This is a genomic window from Synechococcus sp. CS-197 (assembly GCF_025128215.1).
Taxonomy (GTDB): domain Bacteria; phylum Cyanobacteriota; class Cyanobacteriia; order PCC-6307; family Cyanobiaceae; genus Synechococcus_C.
This window is the reverse complement of record NZ_JAHLZC010000020.1, coordinates 43,662-63,536: the sequence shown is the minus strand read 5'-3', so window position 1 is coordinate 63,536 and position 19,875 is coordinate 43,662. Positions and strand designations below refer to the sequence as shown.

Annotated in this window: 20 protein-coding genes; 9 read left to right on the top strand and 11 right to left on the bottom strand. The window is 61.5% G+C overall.

The annotated features are described in order from the left end of the window. The first annotated feature begins 32 nt into the window (after positions 1-32). Positions 33-1,238, top strand: coding sequence for an urea ABC transporter substrate-binding protein (locus KQ296_RS09255; protein WP_259726460.1), 1,206 nt, complete (start codon positions 33-35; stop codon positions 1,236-1,238). On the opposite strand, the gene KQ296_RS09250 is transcribed toward KQ296_RS09255, so the two are convergent. Then, on the bottom strand, positions 1,228-1,953 hold the full coding sequence (locus tag KQ296_RS09250) for a DUF4079 domain-containing protein (RefSeq protein ID WP_011932510.1): 726 nt from the start codon (positions 1,951-1,953) through the stop codon (positions 1,228-1,230). The two genes, KQ296_RS09255 and KQ296_RS09250, sit on opposite strands and share 11 nt — an antisense overlap. A 127-nt stretch (positions 1,954-2,080) precedes the next feature. On the opposite strand from KQ296_RS09250, the gene KQ296_RS09245 reads away from it, so the two are divergent. The 3 genes from KQ296_RS09245 (at position 2,081) to KQ296_RS09235 (ending at position 4,420) form a co-directional block, all read left to right on the top strand. Further along, a complete protein-coding gene (locus KQ296_RS09245) occupies positions 2,081-2,254 on the top strand; it encodes a hypothetical protein (protein WP_011932509.1) in 174 nt (57 codons plus the stop codon). Positions 2,255-2,329: 75 nt separating this feature from the next. Further along, positions 2,330-3,532, top strand: a complete 1,203-nt coding sequence (locus KQ296_RS09240; RefSeq protein ID WP_041428769.1) for an aminotransferase class V-fold PLP-dependent enzyme — start codon at positions 2,330-2,332, stop codon at positions 3,530-3,532. 54 nt (positions 3,533-3,586) lie between these two features. Next, complete coding sequence (locus KQ296_RS09235) at positions 3,587-4,420, top strand: TSUP family transporter (protein ID WP_259726459.1); 834 nt, start codon at positions 3,587-3,589, stop codon at positions 4,418-4,420. Positions 4,421-4,429: 9 nt separating this feature from the next. On the opposite strand, the gene KQ296_RS09230 is transcribed toward KQ296_RS09235, so the two are convergent. The 3 genes from KQ296_RS09230 to yidD are packed head-to-tail and all read right to left on the bottom strand — an operon-like array spanning position 4,430 to position 6,546. Further along, entirely contained in the window at positions 4,430-5,929 is a 1,500-nt protein-coding gene (locus KQ296_RS09230) for a UDP-N-acetylmuramoyl-L-alanyl-D-glutamate--2,6-diaminopimelate ligase (protein WP_011932506.1), read from the bottom strand. A 26-nt stretch (positions 5,930-5,955) separates the two neighbouring features. Continuing rightward, positions 5,956-6,246 (bottom strand): glutaredoxin family protein, encoded by a 291-nt coding sequence (locus KQ296_RS09225; RefSeq protein WP_011932505.1) that lies wholly within the window; start codon positions 6,244-6,246, stop codon positions 5,956-5,958. A gap of 21 nt (positions 6,247-6,267) precedes the next feature. Next, positions 6,268-6,546, bottom strand: coding sequence for a membrane protein insertion efficiency factor YidD (yidD, locus tag KQ296_RS09220; protein ID WP_041428768.1), 279 nt, complete (start codon positions 6,544-6,546; stop codon positions 6,268-6,270). A 72-nt stretch (positions 6,547-6,618) separates the two neighbouring features. On the opposite strand from yidD, the gene rpsD reads away from it, so the two are divergent. Beyond that, the gene (rpsD, locus tag KQ296_RS09215) at positions 6,619-7,227 is read left to right on the top strand and encodes a 30S ribosomal protein S4 (RefSeq protein WP_011932503.1); all 609 of its coding nucleotides are present in this window, start codon (positions 6,619-6,621) and stop codon (positions 7,225-7,227) included. A gap of 102 nt (positions 7,228-7,329) precedes the next feature. Here the strand turns inward: rpsD and KQ296_RS09210 are convergent, their stop codons facing one another. Further along, positions 7,330-7,521 carry a hypothetical protein gene (locus tag KQ296_RS09210; RefSeq protein WP_011932502.1) on the bottom strand — a complete coding sequence of 64 codons (192 nt, stop codon included), beginning with the start codon at positions 7,519-7,521 and terminating at the stop codon, positions 7,330-7,332. A 235-nt stretch (positions 7,522-7,756) separates the two neighbouring features. Between KQ296_RS09210 and KQ296_RS09205 the strand changes: the two genes are divergently transcribed. Continuing rightward, positions 7,757-8,821, top strand: a complete 1,065-nt coding sequence (locus KQ296_RS09205) for a fatty acid desaturase (RefSeq protein WP_011932501.1) — start codon at positions 7,757-7,759, stop codon at positions 8,819-8,821. Between the two features lie 9 nt (positions 8,822-8,830). Here the strand turns inward: KQ296_RS09205 and KQ296_RS09200 are convergent, their stop codons facing one another. Beyond that, positions 8,831-9,091: a hypothetical protein gene (locus tag KQ296_RS09200; RefSeq protein ID WP_011932500.1), complete on the bottom strand. Its 261-nt coding sequence runs from the start codon at positions 9,089-9,091 to the stop codon at positions 8,831-8,833. A 76-nt stretch (positions 9,092-9,167) separates the two neighbouring features. On the opposite strand from KQ296_RS09200, the gene KQ296_RS09195 reads away from it, so the two are divergent. From KQ296_RS09195 to cysK, 3 genes are all read left to right on the top strand, one after another. Then, on the top strand, positions 9,168-10,325 hold the full coding sequence (locus tag KQ296_RS09195) for a PLP-dependent aspartate aminotransferase family protein (protein ID WP_041428766.1): 1,158 nt from the start codon (positions 9,168-9,170) through the stop codon (positions 10,323-10,325). Further along, a complete protein-coding gene (locus tag KQ296_RS09190) occupies positions 10,322-11,806 on the top strand; it encodes a PLP-dependent transferase (protein ID WP_011932498.1) in 1,485 nt (494 codons plus the stop codon). The genes KQ296_RS09195 and KQ296_RS09190 overlap by 4 nt, the downstream gene beginning before the upstream one ends. A 79-nt stretch (positions 11,807-11,885) precedes the next feature. Continuing rightward, positions 11,886-12,872, top strand: a complete 987-nt coding sequence (gene cysK / locus KQ296_RS09185) for a cysteine synthase A (protein ID WP_011932497.1) — start codon at positions 11,886-11,888, stop codon at positions 12,870-12,872. A gap of 9 nt (positions 12,873-12,881) precedes the next feature. On the opposite strand, the gene queA is transcribed toward cysK, so the two are convergent. From queA to KQ296_RS09160, 5 genes are all read right to left on the bottom strand, one after another. Beyond that, positions 12,882-13,994: a tRNA preQ1(34) S-adenosylmethionine ribosyltransferase-isomerase QueA gene (gene queA, locus KQ296_RS09180; protein WP_011932496.1), complete on the bottom strand. Its 1,113-nt coding sequence runs from the start codon at positions 13,992-13,994 to the stop codon at positions 12,882-12,884. A 36-nt stretch (positions 13,995-14,030) separates the two neighbouring features. Then, on the bottom strand, positions 14,031-15,905 hold the full coding sequence (locus KQ296_RS09175) for an APC family permease (RefSeq protein WP_041428765.1): 1,875 nt from the start codon (positions 15,903-15,905) through the stop codon (positions 14,031-14,033). An 82-nt stretch (positions 15,906-15,987) separates the two neighbouring features. Further along, the gene (locus KQ296_RS09170; protein ID WP_011932494.1) at positions 15,988-17,337 is read right to left on the bottom strand and encodes a dihydrolipoamide acetyltransferase family protein; all 1,350 of its coding nucleotides are present in this window, start codon (positions 17,335-17,337) and stop codon (positions 15,988-15,990) included. 68 nt (positions 17,338-17,405) lie between these two features. Continuing rightward, complete coding sequence (locus KQ296_RS09165; RefSeq protein ID WP_011932493.1) at positions 17,406-17,849, bottom strand: YlqD family protein; 444 nt, start codon at positions 17,847-17,849, stop codon at positions 17,406-17,408. 71 nt (positions 17,850-17,920) lie between these two features. After that, the gene (locus KQ296_RS09160; RefSeq protein WP_259726457.1) at positions 17,921-19,873 is read right to left on the bottom strand and encodes an AMP-binding protein; all 1,953 of its coding nucleotides are present in this window, start codon (positions 19,871-19,873) and stop codon (positions 17,921-17,923) included. Positions 19,874-19,875 lie beyond the last annotated feature (2 nt).

Sequence of the window (19,875 nt, the reverse complement as noted above, 5' to 3'; positions counted from 1 at the left end):
TCCCAGGCCTGATCAGCCTGCTGAGCTCACTGTTGCTGCTCAGCTGCGGGCAGCGCAGTGGGCCGCCGCACACCGCCACAATTCGCGTTGGCATCCTGCACTCGCGAACCGGCACCATGGCGCTCTCGGAAGCCACAGTGGCCGAGGCGGAGCGTCTGGCGATCGAAGAGATCAATGCCGCTGGCGGCCTCAAACTCAACGGCCGGGCGGTGCTGGTGAAGGCCATTGAAGAAGACGGCATGTCAGATCCCGCCGAGTTCGCTCGCAAAGCACAACAACTGCTGAACGAAGACAAGGTGGTGGCGATCTTCGGTGGATGGACCTCCACCAGCCGCAAAGCCATGGTTCCAGCGATGGAGACCAACAACAGGCTTCTGTTCTATCCGGTGCAATACGAGGGACAGGAGTGTTCTTCTGCTGTGGTGTACGGAGGATCGGTTCCCAACCAGCAGTCCGAACCGGCCCTGGATTGGCTGCTGAACAATCACAGCGAACGGCTGCTGCTGATCGGCTCGGATTACGTCTATCCGAGAACAGCCAATCGCATCATCCGCGCCCAGGCGCAGCGCGCACAAGCGCGTGTGCTCAACGAGCGCTACCTGGCGCTTGGGAGTGCAGCTGTTGAACCGCTGATCGCAGACATTCAAGTTGCTCTCAAGGCAGGTCCGGTTGCCGTGGTGAATACCCTCAACGGCGACAGCAACATCGCTTTCTTCCAGGCCCTGCAAAAGCAGGGATTGAATCAGCGTTCGGACCTCAAGGTGCTCAGTCTGTCCGTGTCGGAGGAAGAGGCGGTTGCGATCGGACGACGCAAGATCGCTGGTACCTATGCAAGCTGGAGTTATTTCCAGAACCTGCAGACACCGGAATCCACCGCTTTCGCGCAACGCTTCCGGCAACGGTACGGCTACCACCGCGTTGTCAATGACCCGGCGGAAGCGGGGTACAGCCTGGTACACCTCTGGGCTCAGGCGGTGGAGGCTGCTGGCAGCACAGAAACCAACGCTGTGCGGTCCGCCTTGATGGGCCGCCGTGTGCTGGCACCCCAGGGCTCTCTTCACATGATGCCGAGTCTGCATTTCAAGAAACGGTCCCTCCTGGCGCGAGCCGATTCCGAAGGGCGGTTCCAGGTGATCAAGGATTTCGGGATGATCGAGCCCCAACCCTGGAACCCTGAGTTACCAGAATCAGCGGGATTGACCTGTGATCACAGGGGGGCAGCGCCGCTCAAGGAGTGACGGCCGGCGCCGAGGTTGGGGCTGCAAGCGGCGGACAGGTGCGCGCCGTGAAGTTGCAGGAATAGATCGTTGACTTCTGCCAGCTCAGGGGGATTTCAAGCAGATCTCTGCTGCCGGTGATGCCCTGCACCACAAACAGCACGGCAGCCAGCACATTGGCGCTGACGTGCAGCCGCCGCAGGCGCAGGTCACGCTGAATCTCTGGCTGGGCACCGAGAGAAAACAGCATCAGGCCCACCACAGCCACCCCCGACCAGTAATGGGACTGCCAGAAAGCAGGCGAAAACGGATCGTCGGACAGACGCCAGACCTCAGGCTGAGCGCCCAGACCCAGGACCCCGGCCCAGGTGATCAGCACGAACGCGAGCCTCAGCCCCGGAGCCTTGGACACCCACAACGCTGCCAATCCAGCCAGGCTGCCGCAAAGCACCAGAAGCAACTGCGCAGCCCTTGCAGCTCCGCCTTGAAAGGCCCTCAAGGGTTGATCCGTCGCAATCGCCACGGTGAGGGCCACGAGCACCAGCACCACCACGCCCACCGCCAGCCAGCGGCCCAGATCACTGTGTTCACGCCCAACCGTTGGGGGACACTTCAGCGTCTGCAACCGTCGCGCCCGGGTCTGGATCGCCAATCGCACCACCATCCCGATCAGGGGGTAGATGATCACCACCGCCAACGCGGGGTGAAGGATGCCGAGCCAGTCGACGGTCGTCATAGAGATCTCTCCGCACCGGAAACGTAGCCATGGGATAGGCAGATCCACCGGGTGGGAACCCGCTCGTTGCCTGGCGCGGCCTCACCTTTGAACAGGAGGAAGCTGAAAGCAGTCAACGGAGCCGGTCATGAATCAACTTCAGTGCCATCGAATCCAATCGCTGCAGGTCTTGGTGGAGCCAAAAGACCGCGAAGCCACCTGGGATGCCGTGGAGGTTTACTTCCAATGCATCAGCGAATGCGATCTCAACGACAGAGAGTGCACCATCTCCTGCACCCGGCAGCTCCGTGATGCGAGTTGAACGTGATGCGCGTTGAAGAGGAGGTTCGCGATCATGAGCCTGAACCGACCCATCCATGCCACCCCGCCTGATCGCATGCTGAGAGATCTCTGCCCAGCCCTGAGCGGCAAGACCTATTTCAACTACGGGGGGCAGGGGCCCTTGCCCGATCCCTCTTTGGATGCGATCACAGCCAGCTGGAAACGGATCCAACAGCTGGGCCCGTTCACAACGGATGTCTGGCCTTACATCGGCGCCGAAGTGAACAGCACGCGGGCTCAGCTGGCCACGTTGTGCGGCGTCCCTCCCCATCGCCTGGCCCTGAGTGAAAACGTCACCAGTGGCTGCGTTCTGCCGCTCTGGGGGCTGCCGATCCGTGAAGGAGACCACGTTCTCATTAGCGACTGCGAGCACCCCGGTGTCGTGGCAGCCTGCCTGGAACTGGCCCGCCGCATGGGCCTCAGCGTGCACGCCCTTCCCGTGAAGCATCTGCGCGGAGGGCGCAACGATCAGGACCAGACGGACGCCGCCGTTCTGGAGGCCCTCGAGCAGCAGCTCACTGCAAAAACCCGCCTGGTGGTGCTCTCCCATCTGCTCTGGAACACCGGCCAGCGGATGCCGATCGCGGCCGTCGCCGCCCAGCTTCAACAGCACCCGGCCCAACCGTTTCTGCTTGTGGATGCCGCTCAGAGCATGGGCCAGATTCCAGTGGATGAGGCTGCTGCTGCCGCAGACATCTATGCCTTCACGGGTCACAAATGGGCCTGCGGTCCTGAGGGGCTTGGCGGCGTCGCTCTGTCGGAGCGCGTTCTCGAGGAGTCCAACCCAACCCTGATCGGATGGCGGAGCCTACGCGATGAAACCCGAGCGTCCCTCGACGATCCCCATCCTTTCCACGCCGACAGCCGCCGGTTCGAAGTGGCCACCAGTTGCGTGCCCTTGATGGCAGGGCTGCGCTGTTCCCTCGATCAACTGGAGCACGAGGGGGGACCAGGCCAGCGCCTGGAACGCATCCGCCTTCTGAGTGAGCGTCTCTGGCAAGAGCTCTCGGATGTTCCCGGGGTGATGCCTCTGCTCGATGGCCCTCCCGCTGCAGGATTGGTGAGTTTTCAACTCGACCCGAACAGCACCACGCTTCAACCAGCTCAGGTGGTGCAGCAACTGGGAGAGCAAGGCATCTGGATCCGCGATCTCGCCGATCCGAGCTGCCTGAGAGCCTGCACCCACGTCTGCAGCAACGACAACGACCTGCAGACCCTCGTCAAAGCAATTCGCCACGTCACCGCGTCAGACGCGTAACGCAAACGCAACGCAAGCGTTCATCACTAGGCTTGATCTGAACGAGCTGATCCCTTGCTGGAACCCTTCACCAGCCAGCCCATCCCGTGGCTCGCCGTTGTTCTCGCGATCCTTTCAGCCTTTCTGATGGGGTTCGGCCGCAGTGGCCTGGGCACAGGGGGATTCATCGCCTCACCCCTGATGGTCTTCGCCATCGGTGCTGTGAATGGTGTCGCCGTTGTGGCGCTCCTGATGCTTCCAGCAGCCCTGCTCGGTGTTTGGCAACATCGCGCCGGGGCACGACGCACCCTGCTCCTGCCCCTCTTACCCAGTGCAGCGATCGGCACTGCCATCGGCGGGCTGATCCTCTGGGGTCTGGTCTCCAGCGGGGAGGAAGCCGAAGTTCACCGGAGCCTCGAACTGCTCGTAGCCCTGCTCTGCCTGGTGTATGGCCTGCTGCTAACCCTCCGAGACTGGCTGGCGAACCTCGGTGGAGGAGCAGGCGCCCCCCACGCCAGTGGCCTCGTGCTGATGGGATCCGCAGTGGGGATCAGCCAAACGGTGAGCAACACCGGCAGCCCGCTGATGACGCTCTACTTTCTGCGCCACGGGCTGAACCGGGGGACCTTCGTTCCTGCCCAGCTCAGTTACATGCTGGTTCAGAACGTCCTCAAACTGATTCCTCTGATCAGCCTGGGCCTGCTCACTCCCATCAACGCGACCGCCGGCTTCATCTTGATTCCAGTCACCTTGGCCGGCAGCTTTGCAGGGCAAGGCTTTTTCCTGAAGGCTTCAGACACGCAGTTTTTTCGTCTCTATGTGCTGCTGCTCGTGATGGGATTTGCAGTGAGCCTTGGGTTGCTGATCGGCCGGATTCCCTGCCTGCGTGTCCTCGACACACTGATCTAAACAACAACCTCACCGCCAGTGGCGCAGGGCTTGCTCCGCCTGTTCCCGATCATCGAAATGCACTTTCTCAGTGCCGAGGATCTGGTAATCCTCATGCCCTTTACCGGCGATTAACACCAGATCACCGCAGCGCGCCTGCGCAATGGCCAATGCAATGGCCTTGGCACGATCAACCTCAACCTGGCGCTCAGCATCGGCCGGGAGTCCGGCCACCACATCATCAAGGATCTGACCGGGATCTTCCGTTCGCGGATTATCGGAGGTCACCACCACCTGATCCGCCAGCGCTGCAGCGATGGCCGCCATCTGCGGTCGCTTACCCCGGTCGCGATCACCACCACAGCCGAACACACAGATCAACTGCCCCCTCACAAAGGGACGGCAGGCCTCCAATGCGTTGCGCAAACCATCGGGTGTGTGGGCATAGTCCACCAGCACGGCCGGATGATCCTCCGCAGCTGAGCCGGTCAGCACAATCCGTTCCATCCGTCCTGGCACGCCGCGGAAAGAAGGAAGCGCATTCAACAGCAGGGGCAAGGGCAATCCCTGCTGAAGCAGGGCGCCCACAGCCTGCAGAACATTCATCAGATTGAAGCGTCCCACCAGCGGTGAATGAAACCGGCCTTCACCCAGAGGCGTGCGAAGCGCTCCATCCACACCGTTGGATGTCATGCGCAAGTCAGCCATGGTCAGATCAGCCTCATGCGCAAGGCTGCATCGCCAGGCACGCTCCCCCAACCGATCCGCCAGCTGCCGGCCCCAGGGATCATCCACATTCACCACCGCCCTGGGCCCCTCACCCACCAGATAGGGCGACGCGAACAACAGGGCCTTGGCCTCGAAATAGGCCTCCATCGACGGGTGGTAATCGAGATGATCTTGGGTGAGATTGGTGAAAACGGCTCCCGAGAAGCGACATCCCGCCACACGCTGCTGATCGAGGGCATGGGAGCTCACCTCCATAGCTGCCACCTGGGTGCCCCCTTCCAGGGCTTCTGCCAACTGGGCCTGTAAGCGGTCGGCCGCCGCGGTGGTGTGCGTGGCGGTGAGGCTGTGGCCGGGCCATCGATTCACCAGGGTTCCAAACAAAGCAGCAGGCCGGCCGCAAGCCTGGCTGAGATGTTCAATCAGGTGGGTGGTGGTGGTTTTGCCATTGGTGCCGGTCACACCGATCAACTCCATGCGCATGGAGGGCCGCTGCCAGAAGGCCGACGCCAGCTCCCCAGCCCAGAAAGCCACGGGATCCGGCACCACGAGTACGGAATCTCCAGGGGCCGGTGGATGGGCCGCGGCCGCCTGCTCGCCAATCAGCACCGCTGCGGCACCGGAGGCCAGCGCTGCAGGCCAGAAGCTGCCTCCATCCACCCGTTCTCCCGGCAGGCCGATGAACAGGCTGCCCTGGCCAACGCAGCGAGAATCACAGGTGAGCGCCGTCACCGTTGCGTTGGCCACTCCAGCAGGCACAGGCAAACCCACAGCTTTGAGCAGGGCATGGAGCGTCTGCGTCATCACCAATCCCCGCATCGGAGATTGTTCTAGACCGATCCTGAAGCGCTGGTGCAGACCCGTTGCAACCAGCTGAACAGTCCCTCCCCAGACAGACGGGGAGACACCCGCGGCAAGGGGCTGCTGTTGAGAGCCAGAACTGGAACCTCGAGGTCATAACGAGCCTTCAGGCCAGGGTCCACCCCAGGGGCATCAATATCCACCACCTGCAGAGCAAGCGGAGGCTCAAGAGCCGTGAGATCAAGGGCCTGAAGCCGCTGCTCAAGCCCTTCACACAGACAGCAACCCTGGCGGCCGTAGAGCGTCAGTACGCGTGTCATGAGACCTGAATCATGGGAGCTTCAATCCGGAACCGGATCGCAACCGCAGGGGGTGAAAGGATGGCAACGGCTGATGCGACGCAACGTGAGCCATCCACCACGCCATGGGCCATGGCGTTGGATGGCCTCGAGCCCATAAGCGCTGCAGCTGGGGATGAAGCGGCAGCGAGGACCGAGCAGGGGAGAGAACCAACGGCGATAAAAACCAATCAGCGCCAACATCACCTGGGCAAGCCCACGGTTAAGGGCTTGCTGAACCGATGGGTTCCGATCGCCCGATACGATGGTTGATTCGCGCATGTTGGTCGCGATGCTGGCACTGCGTTCAGCATGGCGCGTCAACGGCGTGAAGGTCCAACCATTCCTTCCCCTATGTCTCGTTACCGCGGCCCTCGCCTGAGGATCACGCGGCGCTTGGGAGACCTCCCTGGTCTCACCCGGAAGGCCGCAAAGCGGTCCTATCCCCCCGGTCAGCACGGCCAAGCCCGTCGCAAGCGCTCCGAATACGCCATCCGTTTGGAAGAGAAGCAAAAGCTTCGCTTCAACTACGGAGTCTCCGAGCGTCAGCTCGTGCGCTACGTGAAGAAAGCGCGCGCCCAGGAGGGTTCCACTGGAACCAACCTGCTCAAGCTGCTCGAGAACCGTCTCGACAATGTCTGCTTCCGCCTCGGCTTCGGCCCCACCGTCCCCGGCGCCCGTCAGCTGGTGAACCACGGACACGTGACTGTGAACGGTCGTGTCACAGACATCGCCAGCTATCAGTGCAAGCCCGGCGATGTGATCGCCATCCGTGAGCGCAAGTGCAGCAAGCAACTGGCCGAAGGCAACCTGGAATTTCCAGGCCTGGCCAACGTGCCCCCGCACCTGGAACTCGACAAGCCCAAGCTCAACGCCAAGGTGGTGGGCCGCTGCGAACGCGAGTGGGTCGCCCTGGAAATCAACGAACTGCTGGTGGTGGAGTACTACTCCAGAAAGGTCTGACCTTCAGTCACTAACTGGCTTTTGGAGCACGTCCAAGAGCCTGGTCATTCTCCTGCTCCCACGACTGTTGGCGGGCAGGAGTTTTTTTTGATCGTGCTCGATTCAGCGCAAGGGCTCAGCACCGTTGAGAGATTGCTCCAGATGGCTGACCTGGAGCTCCAGGGTCGCCTCGCGTTGTTTCAATTCGAGCTCCCGCGCGTGATCTTCCGCATCGATCTGCGCACGACCGCCGTTCATCATCTCTGTGTAGGTCAGGGCTCTCGGCTTTGCAGGGAGCGGCGCGGGGTCAACCATTCGCTCAAACCACTAAGGTCAGGCCAAACAATGGCGAAGCCACGAACGTTCACGCCATGTTGAAGCGATTCGTACGACTTGTTCCGGCATTCGGCACAACCTCATCACAACCATTGCAGCGGATGTCTCGCATCCCCACCACTGACCAACAAAGAGCATCTTCTTGACTAGCGCTACCGCCAAAGCCTTGCCACCCACACCGCTGAGGCGCATTGACTTCAATCTCAAGCCATACATGGCAAGCGACAACAGGATTGCAATTTGGCAGATAGCCAACACGATAATTCCGTTATTTTTATGCTGCATTGCGATCGCCAAAACCACCGAACGCTCAAATTCGCTGTCGCTTATTTCAACGCCTATTCTATTCATATTAATCATTTTATTCCTAAGCAGAAGCTTCTCATTAATGCATGACTGCGGTCATCAGAGCTTATTCAAATCCAAAGCCATCAATCGCATTGCCGCATTCTTACTCAGCATCATCCATGCGATGCCGCACCACCCCTGGTCAAGGGGCCATGCCTTCCACCACAAACACAATGGCAACTGGAACCAGTACAGAGGCCCATCGGCACTAACAACGCGTCGCGAATACGAAAAAAAGAGCAGGAATTCACAGCTTCTTTATCAATTACTCCGCCACCCAGCAACCCTCTTTCCTGGAGGCTTTTACTATTTAGTGATCAAACCGAGAGTGGCTTTGCTTTTGGGTTTTATCGAAATATGCACCATTGGAGCCATTGATGGATTCCGAAAACTTTCAAGCGGGAAATCGTTCAATCCATTCTTATTTATTAAAACCCATAACTCCAGATTTTTCTACACCAAAGAAGAGGTCTACGACACGATTGCAAATACAGCTTGCGTTTCTCTTGCCTGGTGGTGGATCGGAAGCGCAATCGGGCATTGGCATTTCTGGATGCTTTATATCTCAATCATGAGTACAAGTGCATCCATCATGATCGCTGTATTCTTTGTTCAACACAATTTTCCAGACTCCTATACCAGCGGTGATGATAACTGGAGTTATTTAAAAGGCGCCATTAACGGCTCATCGTTTCTGATCATGCCAGGCATTCTCAATTGGTTCACCGCCGACATCGCCTACCACCACGTCCATCACCTGTCTGAAAGAATCCCGAACTATCGCCTACGCCGCTGCCACGAAGACAAGCAAAACAACTTCGGCGAGGTGAAGCGACTCCGGCTTAACCAGCTCTGGGACTGCTTCTCACTCATCCTTTGGGACGACGAATCGCTACAGCTCGTCTCCGCAAAACAACCGTTCAAACGTTGAACTCACGTGTCAACGAATGAGATTGGCCTTGAAAAAACCGAGACCCAATCCAAAGCCTTTCGGCTTGTCTTCAAGGAATGTGATCGCAAGTTCGAAATCCATTAACCCTGCCTCTTCAACCAAATCGCGCGTCATCTTGCCTTCTCCTTGCTCGAGGTAGCGGGAGTGAATCGCTTCTTTGTTTTCGCTCAGAAACGTGACGATTTCGCTGAGAACATGGTCTCTCCACTCGTCTTTCTGGGACTGCAAAGGGATCTCAGCCACGGTCACGCCTCGTTTTAAGGATTGACCCTAGTGGGCTGGCGATGACCATTTCCTAGCCTTGGCAGCTGAGCGCATTCACCTCTTGCAGCATCCCGCGACCGCACCCGCTGATGCCACCCTTGCCATTCATCACGGCGAGAGCTTCGCGGATGGCACCGGCACGGTCATGCCGCCGATTTACGCCACCTCAACGTTTGCCCATGGCAATCCTGGTGGCTTCGACTACACCCGTTCAGGCAACCCAAACTTCCGCATTCTCGAGGGTGTACTGGCCTCAGTGGAGCGCTGTGATCACGCCACGGTGTTCGGCTCGGGGGTCAGTGCCATCACGGCCATCGCCTCCACCCTCCAACAGGGAGACCTGGTGCTCTGCGAAGAGAACCTCTATGGCTGCACCGTGCGTCTGTTCGAACAGGTGTTCGCCAAATTCGGCGTGCGCACGGAATGGGTGGATTTCACGGATCCCTCCGCACTAACGGCCATCGTTGAGCGCCAGCCCGCCATGGTGTGGCTGGAGAGCCCCACCAACCCACTGCTCAAAGTGATTGATCTGGAAGCGGTCTGCAGCGCAGCCAGAGGAGCAGAGGTGCCTGTTGTGGTCGATAACACCTTCGCCACAGCCTTGGTGCAGCGCCCCTTACAGCTGGGTGCCACGCTCTCGCTCACGAGCACCACGAAATACATCAACGGTCACTCCGATGCCCTCGGCGGTGCCGTCTGCACAGATGCCCCTGACTGGCATGCACGCATGGTGTTCGCCCAGAAGGCTTTGGGACTGATGCCATCCCCCTTCGACTGCTGGCTGATCACCCGGGGCATCAAAACCCTGCCTCTGCGGCTGCGCCAACAGATTGAAAACGCGGCCGTGCTGGCCAACCACCTCGCCGAGCACCCCCAGGTGGACTGGGTGCGCTACCCCCACCGTGCGGACCATCCCCAGCAGGCTGTAGCCCTCAGGCAGATGCAAGGCGGTGGAGCCATCGTGACCATCGGCCTCAACACAAGCCGCGAACAGGCGTATGCGGTATGCAAAGCCCTGCGCTGGTTCACCATGGCCGAAAGCCTGGGGGGCGTGGAGAGCCTGATCTGCCATCCCGCCACCATGACCCACGCCGCTGTATCCCCAGAGGTGAAGAGCAAGCTGGGCATCACCGATGGGCTGATTCGTCTCTCCGTGGGCTGTGAAGACGTCGCCGACCTGATCACGGATCTCGATCAGGCCTTGGCGACGCTGTCATGAGCCCCCGCAACCTGCTGGAGGATCCCTGCTGGCAGGGGCACGATCTCGGCCATCCCCTGCCGGATGCCGTCCATGCGGTTTCGGTTGCGCTGCCCCGCTGGAGGGACGTGATCGACTACGAAGAAAATGTGCCTTCATGTCGTGCGACGCTTCGCGCGGTTTACCCACGCTTCGGACTGCATCCACTGGTCAAGGAACTGGCCGATCTGGCACTCAAAGCGTCTGGCTTAGCGACGTCAACAGGATTCAGCAGCTGGCCCTATCCCAGTGAAGCCGCAGCCGAAACAGCCGGACATCATTGCCAGCGCATGGCTCCGGCAGGCTTCAGCACCATTCAAAGGGTGCGGGGAGTGCCCTGCCTCCTCGCCGACCCGCTCAGAACAACGGCCGCGAAAGCCTTCTGGCAACACACCGGCCTGGGTGCATCATCGCGACTGGCGGCCATCGCCCTCGGCAGGGAGGCGTCGCCTGATGCGGAGATCGCCAAGGCAGCCCTGAGCACGGTGATCCAACGCCTGGCAGGGATCTATGGCTGCGCAGAGGACGCCATCAGCCTGCATCCCTCCGGGATGGCGGCTCTGCACCAAGCGCTCCAACGCATCGCGTCCCTCCATCCCGGGCGACCAGTGCTGCAGATCGGCTTTCCCTACGTGGATGTGCTGAAGCTGCCCCAGGTGGTCTTCAGCGGAGCGGAACTGCTCCTCGACGACTCACCCGCACAAGTGCGAGCGGCTTTGGATCGTCTCCAACCGGGAGCGATCGTGGTGGAACTGCCGAGCAACCCCTTGCTTCGCTGCGTGAATCTGCCCGAGATTGCAGCGCTGGCCCATCAACGGGGGATTCCGGTCATCGCCGATGACACGATCGGCTCCGCACTCAACATCGATGCGCTGCCCCACGCGGATCTGGTGTTCAGCTCCCTCACCAAAAGCTTTGCCGGACGGGGCGATGTCATGGCGGGAAGCCTGGTGATCAGTCCACTCTCCCGCTGGTCGGAGACCTGGAGCCAGAGCCCCGGATCAGCGCAGGGCGTTGCGGATCTCGCCGATGCCGACGCCATCGCCCTGGAGCAGGGCAGCCGCAATGTGCGCGAGCGTGTTTCCGTGCTCAATGCCCACACCCTGTCACTGGCGAGAAGACTTCAGCAGCATCCCGCCGTCGCCCAGGTGTTCCATCCGGGAACCTGCGAGAGCTTCAACGGGCTTCGTCGTGCCGATGGAGGCCATGGCTGTTTGCTGTCATTCGCGCTGAAAGAAGGCGCTGACAAAGCCGCGCGGGTCTACGACGCTCTGCAGGTGTGCAAAGGGCCCAGCCTCGGTACCGCATTCACCCTTGCCTGCCCCTATGTGCTGCTGGCCCATTACGGGGAACTGCCCTGGGCCGAAACCTGTGGGGTTCCCTCCCATCTGCTGCGGGTCTCCGTGGGACTGGAAGATCCCAACCAACTCTGGAGCCGTTTTGAGCGCGCTCTATCAGCCTGACCTGTAGATCCTCTTAACACCCACATTCCAGACGGGATGCGCTCTTTAAAATCGGTGGACTAGAAACGCCTTCACCGACATGTCACGCGTTTACGCCGACAACAGCCAGGCCATCGGCAACACCCCCCTGGTGCGTCTCAACCACGTCACCAAAGGCTGCAAAGCCACCGTGCTCGCCAAGGTTGAGGGTCGCAACCCGGCCTACAGCGTGAAGTGCCGCATCGGCGCCAACATGATCTGGGACGCTGAAAAGCGAGGGGCTCTCACCGAAGGCAAGGTGATCGTGGAACCCACCTCCGGCAACACCGGCATTGCCCTGGCCTTTACCGCCGCAGCGCGCGGCTACAAGCTCGTGCTCACCATGCCCGAGTCGATGTCCATCGAGCGTCGCCGTGTGATGGCCGTGCTCGGCGCTGAGATTGTGCTCACCGAGGCCGCCAAAGGCATGCCCGGTGCCATTGCCAAGGCCAAGGAGATCGCAGCCAGCGATCCCGCCAAATACTTCATGCCCGGGCAGTTTGAGAATCCTGCCAACCCTGAAATTCACTTCAAAACCACAGGGCCTGAGATCTGGAACGACTGTGACGGAGCCATCGACGTTCTGGTGTCCGGCGTCGGCACCGGCGGCACGATCACTGGCGTGTCCCGTTACATCAAGAACGAGGCTGGCAAGGCGATTGAGTCTGTGGCCGTGGAGCCCAGCCACAGCCCCGTGATCACCCAGACCCTCAATGGTGAGGAGATCAAGCCTGGTCCTCACAAGATCCAGGGCATCGGCGCTGGCTTCATCCCCGAGAACCTCGATCTTTCCGTGGTCGACAAGGTGGAGCAGGTGACCAATGAGGAGTCCATTGCCATGGCTCAGCGCCTCGCCAAAGAGGAGGGGCTGCTGGTGGGAATCTCCTGCGGTGCAGCAGCAGCTGCCGCCATCCGGCTGGCGCAACAGGATGCCTACGCCGGCAAAACCATCGTGGTGGTGCTGCCCGACCTGGCCGAGCGTTACCTGTCGTCGGTGATGTTCGCGGATGTGCCCACCGGCATCATCGAACAGCCTGTTGCTGTTTGAGCGAACCCGTCACCGGGGGCGGGCATCCATGAGCACCGCTCCCGGTGCGATCCACATCGCATCCCCGTAGGAATAAAAGCGATAGTCGTTTGCGATCGCGAGCGCATAGAGATCCAGCAGTCGCTCTCTGCCGATCAGGGCACTCACCAGAAGGAGCAGGGAGCTTTTGGGCAGGTGGAAGTTGGTCAGTAATCCATCCACCACTCTGAATTGGTAACCGGGTTGGATCACCAGGTCCACCGGCCCCTTGAGCGGTTGCAGGTCTCCACCGCCAGCTGCAGCAGCCCCTTCCAAAGCCCGCACACTCGTTGTGCCCACGGCAATCACCCGCCCCCCGCGTTGGCGGCAGGCCTGCACAGCCTCCACGAGCTGCGTCGACACCTCCACCCATTCACTGTGGAGGCTGAGCTCGCTCAAGTCCTCGGTTTCCACGGGCCGGAAGGTTCCCAGTCCCACATGCAGGGTCACGCTCGACATCTGCACGCCACGGGCACGAATCGCCTGCAGAAGGTCATCGCTGAGATGCAGCCCAGCGGTTGGTGCAGCCACTGCACCGGGGCGTGATGCGTAGCGCGTCTGATACCGCTCCTGATCCGAGTCGTCGTGGCAAGTGATGTAAGGCGGTAGCGGAACTTCTCCGTAACGCTGCAGCAGGGCCTCAATGGCCATGGCGTCAACAAAAGCCGGCGGGAATTGCACAATGCGTCCGCCGCTGGCGGGATCGCTCGCCAGCACCTGAAGGGGCAGCGGATCCTGTTCAAGGGCCTCGAGCCAAACCTGATCACCAGGCCGCAACTTCTTGCCGGGACGGGCGAGACACAACCAACGTCCCTCTCCCCTCGGCTCCAGCACCAGCAATTCCCCCAGACCGCCACCGGAACGCCTCACCCGCAAGCGGGCCTGCAGCACCCGGGTGTCATTCACCACCAACAGATCACCGCTGCGGAGTTCGTTCTGCCAGTCCCACACCGTCCCATGCCGCCCCTGCAGGGAGGACGCCTCCAGGGGCGGAACCATCAGCAGTTTTGCAGCATGGCGCGGCTCAACCGGCCTCTGAGCGATCCGAGCTTCAGGAAGCTCATAGTCGTAGGCACTCAGCTGAAGATCCCTGGGATCAGCCACACTCGGATTTGATCATCCTTCCATCGTGCCTCAGGGTCAGGACGAGGCCCCAGGCGACGGCTTCGGAATGAAATAGCGAACGATCGAAAACACCCGGCTGTGATCGTTGGACAGTGCCGCGAACAGGTTGCGGGCCCTCTGGTTCAGCAACATGGCGTCCAGTCGGTCGCGCGGTATGGCCACCGGCATCACCACCGTGGTGATGCAATCCGGTTGCGATTGCTCCGTTTCCATCACGAAATCGCAAAACGGATCGAGAAGGGAACTGTATGGACTCTCCAGGAGAACCAGGTCCAAGGCTCCGGTTTCACGCCCGGCGTAGTGATCCCAGGCTGAACTGATCGGACCGGCTTGCTCAGGGTTCGCCAGCACGACCACGGCCGTGACCGAATCAGCAAAGGAGCAGGCGTAGCGCACAGCTTCAAACGAGGGGCGGCTCAGCGCTGCCATCCAAACGATGGCGTGGTGGCCGAGAGGAGGATCCCTCGGGATCAACTGAAGTGGAGGCATGGTCTCGTCCGGTGCGATGGCCTCATACACCTCCCGGTAACGGCGGCGGATTCCTGCCAGACCCCACACCAGCAAGGGGATGGCAATCACCACCGTCCAGGCGCCCTCGTCGAATTTGCTCACCACGATCACCAGCAGCACCACGAAGGTGGTGAATGAACCCAAGGCGTTCATTGCCATGCGTCCCTGCCACCCCTCACCACGCAGCCGCCACCAACGCCGCACGAGCCCGAGCTGCGAGAGGGTGAACGCGCTGAAGACCCCCAGGGCGTAGAGGTTCACCGCCACCGTGGTGTCGCCCCGACAAACCAGGATGATCGCTGCGGTGATGCCCAGCAGTACACCGATTCCGTTCTGATAAACCAGGCGGTCGCCCTGCCAGCTCATCTGCAAAGGCAAGCAGCGATCCTCCGCCAACATGGCTGCAAGCCGCGGGAATCCGGCAAACGCTGTGTTGGCCGCCAGCACAAGAATCAGCAGTGTGGCGATCTGAAGCACCCAAAACAGAACACTGCCGGAACCGAACACGCGCTGACCGATCTGGGCCAGAACGGTGACGTCGGGATTGGGAGCGATCCCGTACATGAACCCCATCCCACTCACCGCAAAAAACATGGCGGAGAGCAAAAGCCCCATCACCAGGAGCGTCTTGCGGGCATTCTGCGCAGCTGGCTCCCGGAACACCTTCACGCCGTTGGCGATGGCTTCGATACCGGTCATCGCTGAACATCCCGAACTGAAGGCCCGCAGAATCAGAAACAAGCCGATGGGCTCCAGCACGGCCGTGAGTGGGGGAGCATCGGGCGTCCAGCCATGGTGAAACGTGAGATCCTTCAGGCCACCGACGGTGAGCAAGGCGATCATCACCACAAACACATAAGTGGGAACCGCAAACACCCGGCCCGCCTCTTTCACGCCGCGCAGATTCGCCCAGCCCACCAGCACCAGCAGAACCAAGGCAATCGGCACTTCGTAAGGCAGAAGGCTGGGAGCGAGCGACGACAACGCCTGGGTTCCAGCCATCAAGCTCACGGCCGCCGTGAGGGTGTAATCGATCAGCAGCGCGGCGGCGGCCACCAATCCCACATTGCGGCCAAGGTTGTCGCGTGCCACCACATAGGACCCGCCACCATTGGGATAGGCCGCAATGGCCTGGCGATACGACAACACCACGATGGCGATCAGGCCGATGATCGCCAGGGTGATCGGCACCGAGAGGCGCAGAGCTGCACTACCGCCGAGGATCAGGATGCCGAGCGCCGCTTCGGTGGCATAAGCCACAGATGACAGCGCATCCGACGACAGAATCGGCAGAGCCTGGAAATTGGGAAGGCGCTCCCCTGCACTGCTCGAGCGCGGCAACGGGCGACCGAGAAGTCGCGAAAAGATCGAAACGGACACGGGTCCTGCCAAGCCACTCCAAGAGTGACAAAACTCTTCGCTTTAGGCCGCTGGTGTTGATGCGCAGAGCCCGAAGCCAGGATCAGAGAGCCAGGCTTTCAGGACGCATCTCGATCAGCTCGGCCAGATCCTTGAGGAAGGCGGCTCCATCCGCTCCGTAGATCACCCGGTGATCCGCCGTGAGATTCACTTGCATCTGGCGCTTCACCGCAATTGAGCCGTCTTTTGCGGCCACCACCGTTGGCCGAGAAGCCGCGACAGCCAGGATGGCACCGGTGCCCGGAGGGAGGATCGCATCAAAGCGATCCACACCAAACATCCCGAGGTTGGAGAGGGTGAACGTGCCGGTGCTGTATTCCTCCGGCTGCAGCTGCTTGCTGCGGGAGCGTTTCACCAGATCACCCCACTGGCGGGAGAGTTCATAAAGGTCGATGCGATCGGCCTGACGCAGCACGGGCGTGATCAACCCACCGTCTTCCATGGCCACGGCCACCGCCACATTCACATCCGCGGGGTAGGCCATTCCTGCCTGGGTGGTTGCGGCGTTCACCTGGGGATGACGCGCCAGCGTGACGGCCACCGCCTTGGCCAGAAGGGCCGTCATGGTCACGCCCTTGGGCTTGACCTGTTTGTAGAAGGCATCGAGCTTGTCGGTGGTGATGGTGTACCCCACACGGAAGCTGGGCACAGCCAGGCTGGCCTCCATGTTGCGGTTCACCGCCGCTTGAAGGGTGTTGAACGGCACCGTCTCACCGGGGCGCCCGAAGCTGTTGCCAGCGGGAGCACTCGGCGGAGCCGGCACGGCGCCACCCGCAAGCGCAGCGGGTGCAGTGCCTTCACCCACCTGGGGAACGGACACAGGCCGACCAGCGGCACGCTCCACATCCTCCGCCTGGATGCGTCCGTTCGGACCACTGCCGCGCAGCGACGAGAGATCCACACCCATCTGGGCGGCGAGTTTCTTGGCACGCGGACTGACGATCAAGCGCCCGGTACCCGTTGGCGCAGGAGCGGGCACAGCAGCAGGGGCCGGTGGAGCCGTTGCAGGCGGCGGGGAAGAGACCGGAGCCGAGGGAACCGGTGTGGGCGCCGATGGTGCTGCCGGTGGTGCTGCCGCTGCCGCTGGTGCGCTGGCTGGAGCCGCTGCACCACCGGACGGAGCCTTGGCCTGTGCCTCCGCGATCTCCGCTTCTGATTCAACGATCAGCCCGATGGTTTCTCCCACCGGTGCCGTGCTGCCCGCAGGCATCAGCACAGACGCCAGGAAGCCGTCGTTGAACGACTCCACGTCCATGTCGGCCTTGTCCGACTCAACGACGAGGACGGACTCACCCCGGGCAACCTTGTCACCAGGCTTTTTGAGCCACTCCACGATCTTGCCCTCCGTCATGGTGGAGCTGAGGGCAGGCATGAAGATGTCGTGGGTCGCCAAAGCCGTCTCCGGATGGACTGTGTAGAGAGGGATTTTACGGGCCGGCAGATCGCGGCCCGTTGACGGGATCAACCCTGTTCGATCGACTCGATCACGCCGTCGCGCACCACAACAGCCACCTGCATCTTGCTGACGAGGTTGTCCCCCACCTGCACATCGCAGAAGCTCTCCAGCTGGCCTTGTTCCACGATCTGCTCCATCTCGAGCTCACGCACCTGAGCCTGCTGCTGCAGCAGGTTGCGCTTCTGCTCCTCAAGCTCCGCCCGCTTGGCCGCCACTTGCTGTTGCACCTGAGCCACCTGCTCCTGAACCCGGGGATCCAAAGGATTGGCACTCTGACGGCGCACGTCATCAACCACCTGCTGGCCCTCCTGCTCCAGCTGTGCCAATTGCTGGTCGGTGGTGGCGATCGCCGTGCTCAATTCACGCTCGGCTTCCTCCTTCCAGGCCGGAGTGACCACAGCACGGACGGTGATGGAGCGCTTGATCGACAGGGTGGTGCCGTCGGACATGGGAGCCAGGAAGAAGCGCCAAGCGTCTCAGCCCAACGGCCGATGGTCAACCCACACAAGCGCCCCAGCGATCAGCGTCCGTACAGCGCCTCGATCGCCTCAGCATCCCGCTCAGTGATGCGATCGCGCCGCTGTTTCAGGGTTTGCGTCAACAATCCATTGTCAATCGAGAACGGATCGACCAGGGCCACACCCACCAGGCGCTCATCCCCCCGAGCGCCCACCCGTTCGCTCAGCAGACGGTTGAGCTCTCCGCGCAACAGCCGCCTCAACCCTGGATCTCCTGGAGATCCGCCGAGATCCTCACCTGGGTCAGCGATCTGATCACAAGCCCAGCCACGCATCGCCTCGAGACGGGGCACAACAAGGGCCCCAAGCTGTCGTTCGTCCTGTCCCACCAGCATCACCTGCTCGATCAGAGGACTGGCCACCAGGGTTTCCTCAAGAGGGCCCGGCTCGATGTTCTCGCCGCTGCTGAGCACAATCGTGTCCTTGGCACGGCCTGTGAGCACCACCGATCCATCCGGAAGCAGCAGGCCCAGGTCACCGGTGTCAAACCAACCCTCAGCATCGAGCACCTTGGCTGTGGCCTCGGGTTTGCCGAGGTAGCCCCCCATCACCTGCGGCCCTCGCACCTGCACGACCCCTCGCTGGCGATAGCCGAGAGGCCGCCGGGTTTCGCCGTCAACGATCCGGAACTCCGTTTCAGGCATGGGCAGCCCGGAGCTGCCTCGAATGTTGCGCCAAGGGCGCCTGCAACTCACCACCGGACTGGTTTCCGTCAGGCCGTACCCCACCAGCAGTTCGATGCCAACCGCTTCGAAGAAGGAATCCACATGGGGAGCAATGGCACCGCCACCATTGATTGGGAAACGCAGAGAACCACCACTGAGCTGAAGGCGCACCTTGGGCCAGATCAGCCGGGAGGCCAGGGCATGGGCCGGCCAGCGGCTGGAGGCCTCGGCAGCAGCAAGGACACGGTCCCGTTTGCGCACGGGATCCAGCAGCAAATTGCGACTGCGGCGACGGGCCAGAGCAAAGGCAGCACTGTTGGCCAGTGCTGCCTTCAGCAGGCGCTGGCGAGCGGGGGGGAAGGTTTTCAAAACATCATCGAAACCGGCCTGAACCGCCTCCCAGAGCCGAGGCACCGTGACCATCACCACAGGCCGGACGCGGGGCAGATCCCGTTTGAGCTGTTTGAGCTGCTTGATCGTGGTGTAACTCTGCGAACAAGCGCAGGAAAAGAAGTAGTACTCAGCGCTGCGTTCATAGGCATGCCAGATCGGCAGCACACTCAGCACTGGATCCCCTGCTTCAGGGCGAGCGACACAGGCCAGGCTGCGCATCTGGTGGAGCAGGTTGGCGTGCGTGAGCGGCACACCCTTGGGTCTGCCCGTGGTTCCGCTCGTGTAGAGCAGCGTGGCGGTGGTGCTGGTTGCGGAGGCGCGATCCCTGCCGAGCAAAGGATCTGGCGCCGACGCCAACGCGCCCTGGGCCAAAAAGGCATCGAAGGAGAGGGCATCCGCCGGTGCGTCTCCCTCGAGAACCAGCACGAAGTGCAGGGTCTCTCGCCAGGCTGCCGGCAGTTGAAGCCGTTGCAAGAGCTCGGCGTTTTGCACCACCAAGGCAACGGACCCTGAATCTTCGAGGATGTAGCGGAGCTCTTCCACAGGTGCTGCCGCACCCCGCACCGCATCGATGGCTCCCGCGCGCATCAGCCCCTGATCCGCAACCAGCCATCGGGGGCTGTTCTCCGCGAACAGGCCCACCACATCTCCTGGTTTGACTCCAAACCTGCGGAAGGCAGCTGCGGCCAGGCTGATCCTGTCGGCCAGCTCCGCGTAGCTGAAGCGCTCGGGATGGGTGGCATGGGGAGCCTCAACGGCGAGCACCGACCCGTGGTGCTCGGCGAGCCAAGGCCAGAGTTGATCCACGCGCCCAAGACTCTGAACGTGGTGCTGACGGGCCAGGGCAGCCTGCTCGCGCGGGGTCGGACGCCAGGAAGCGTGTGCGGTGGCAGTCACAG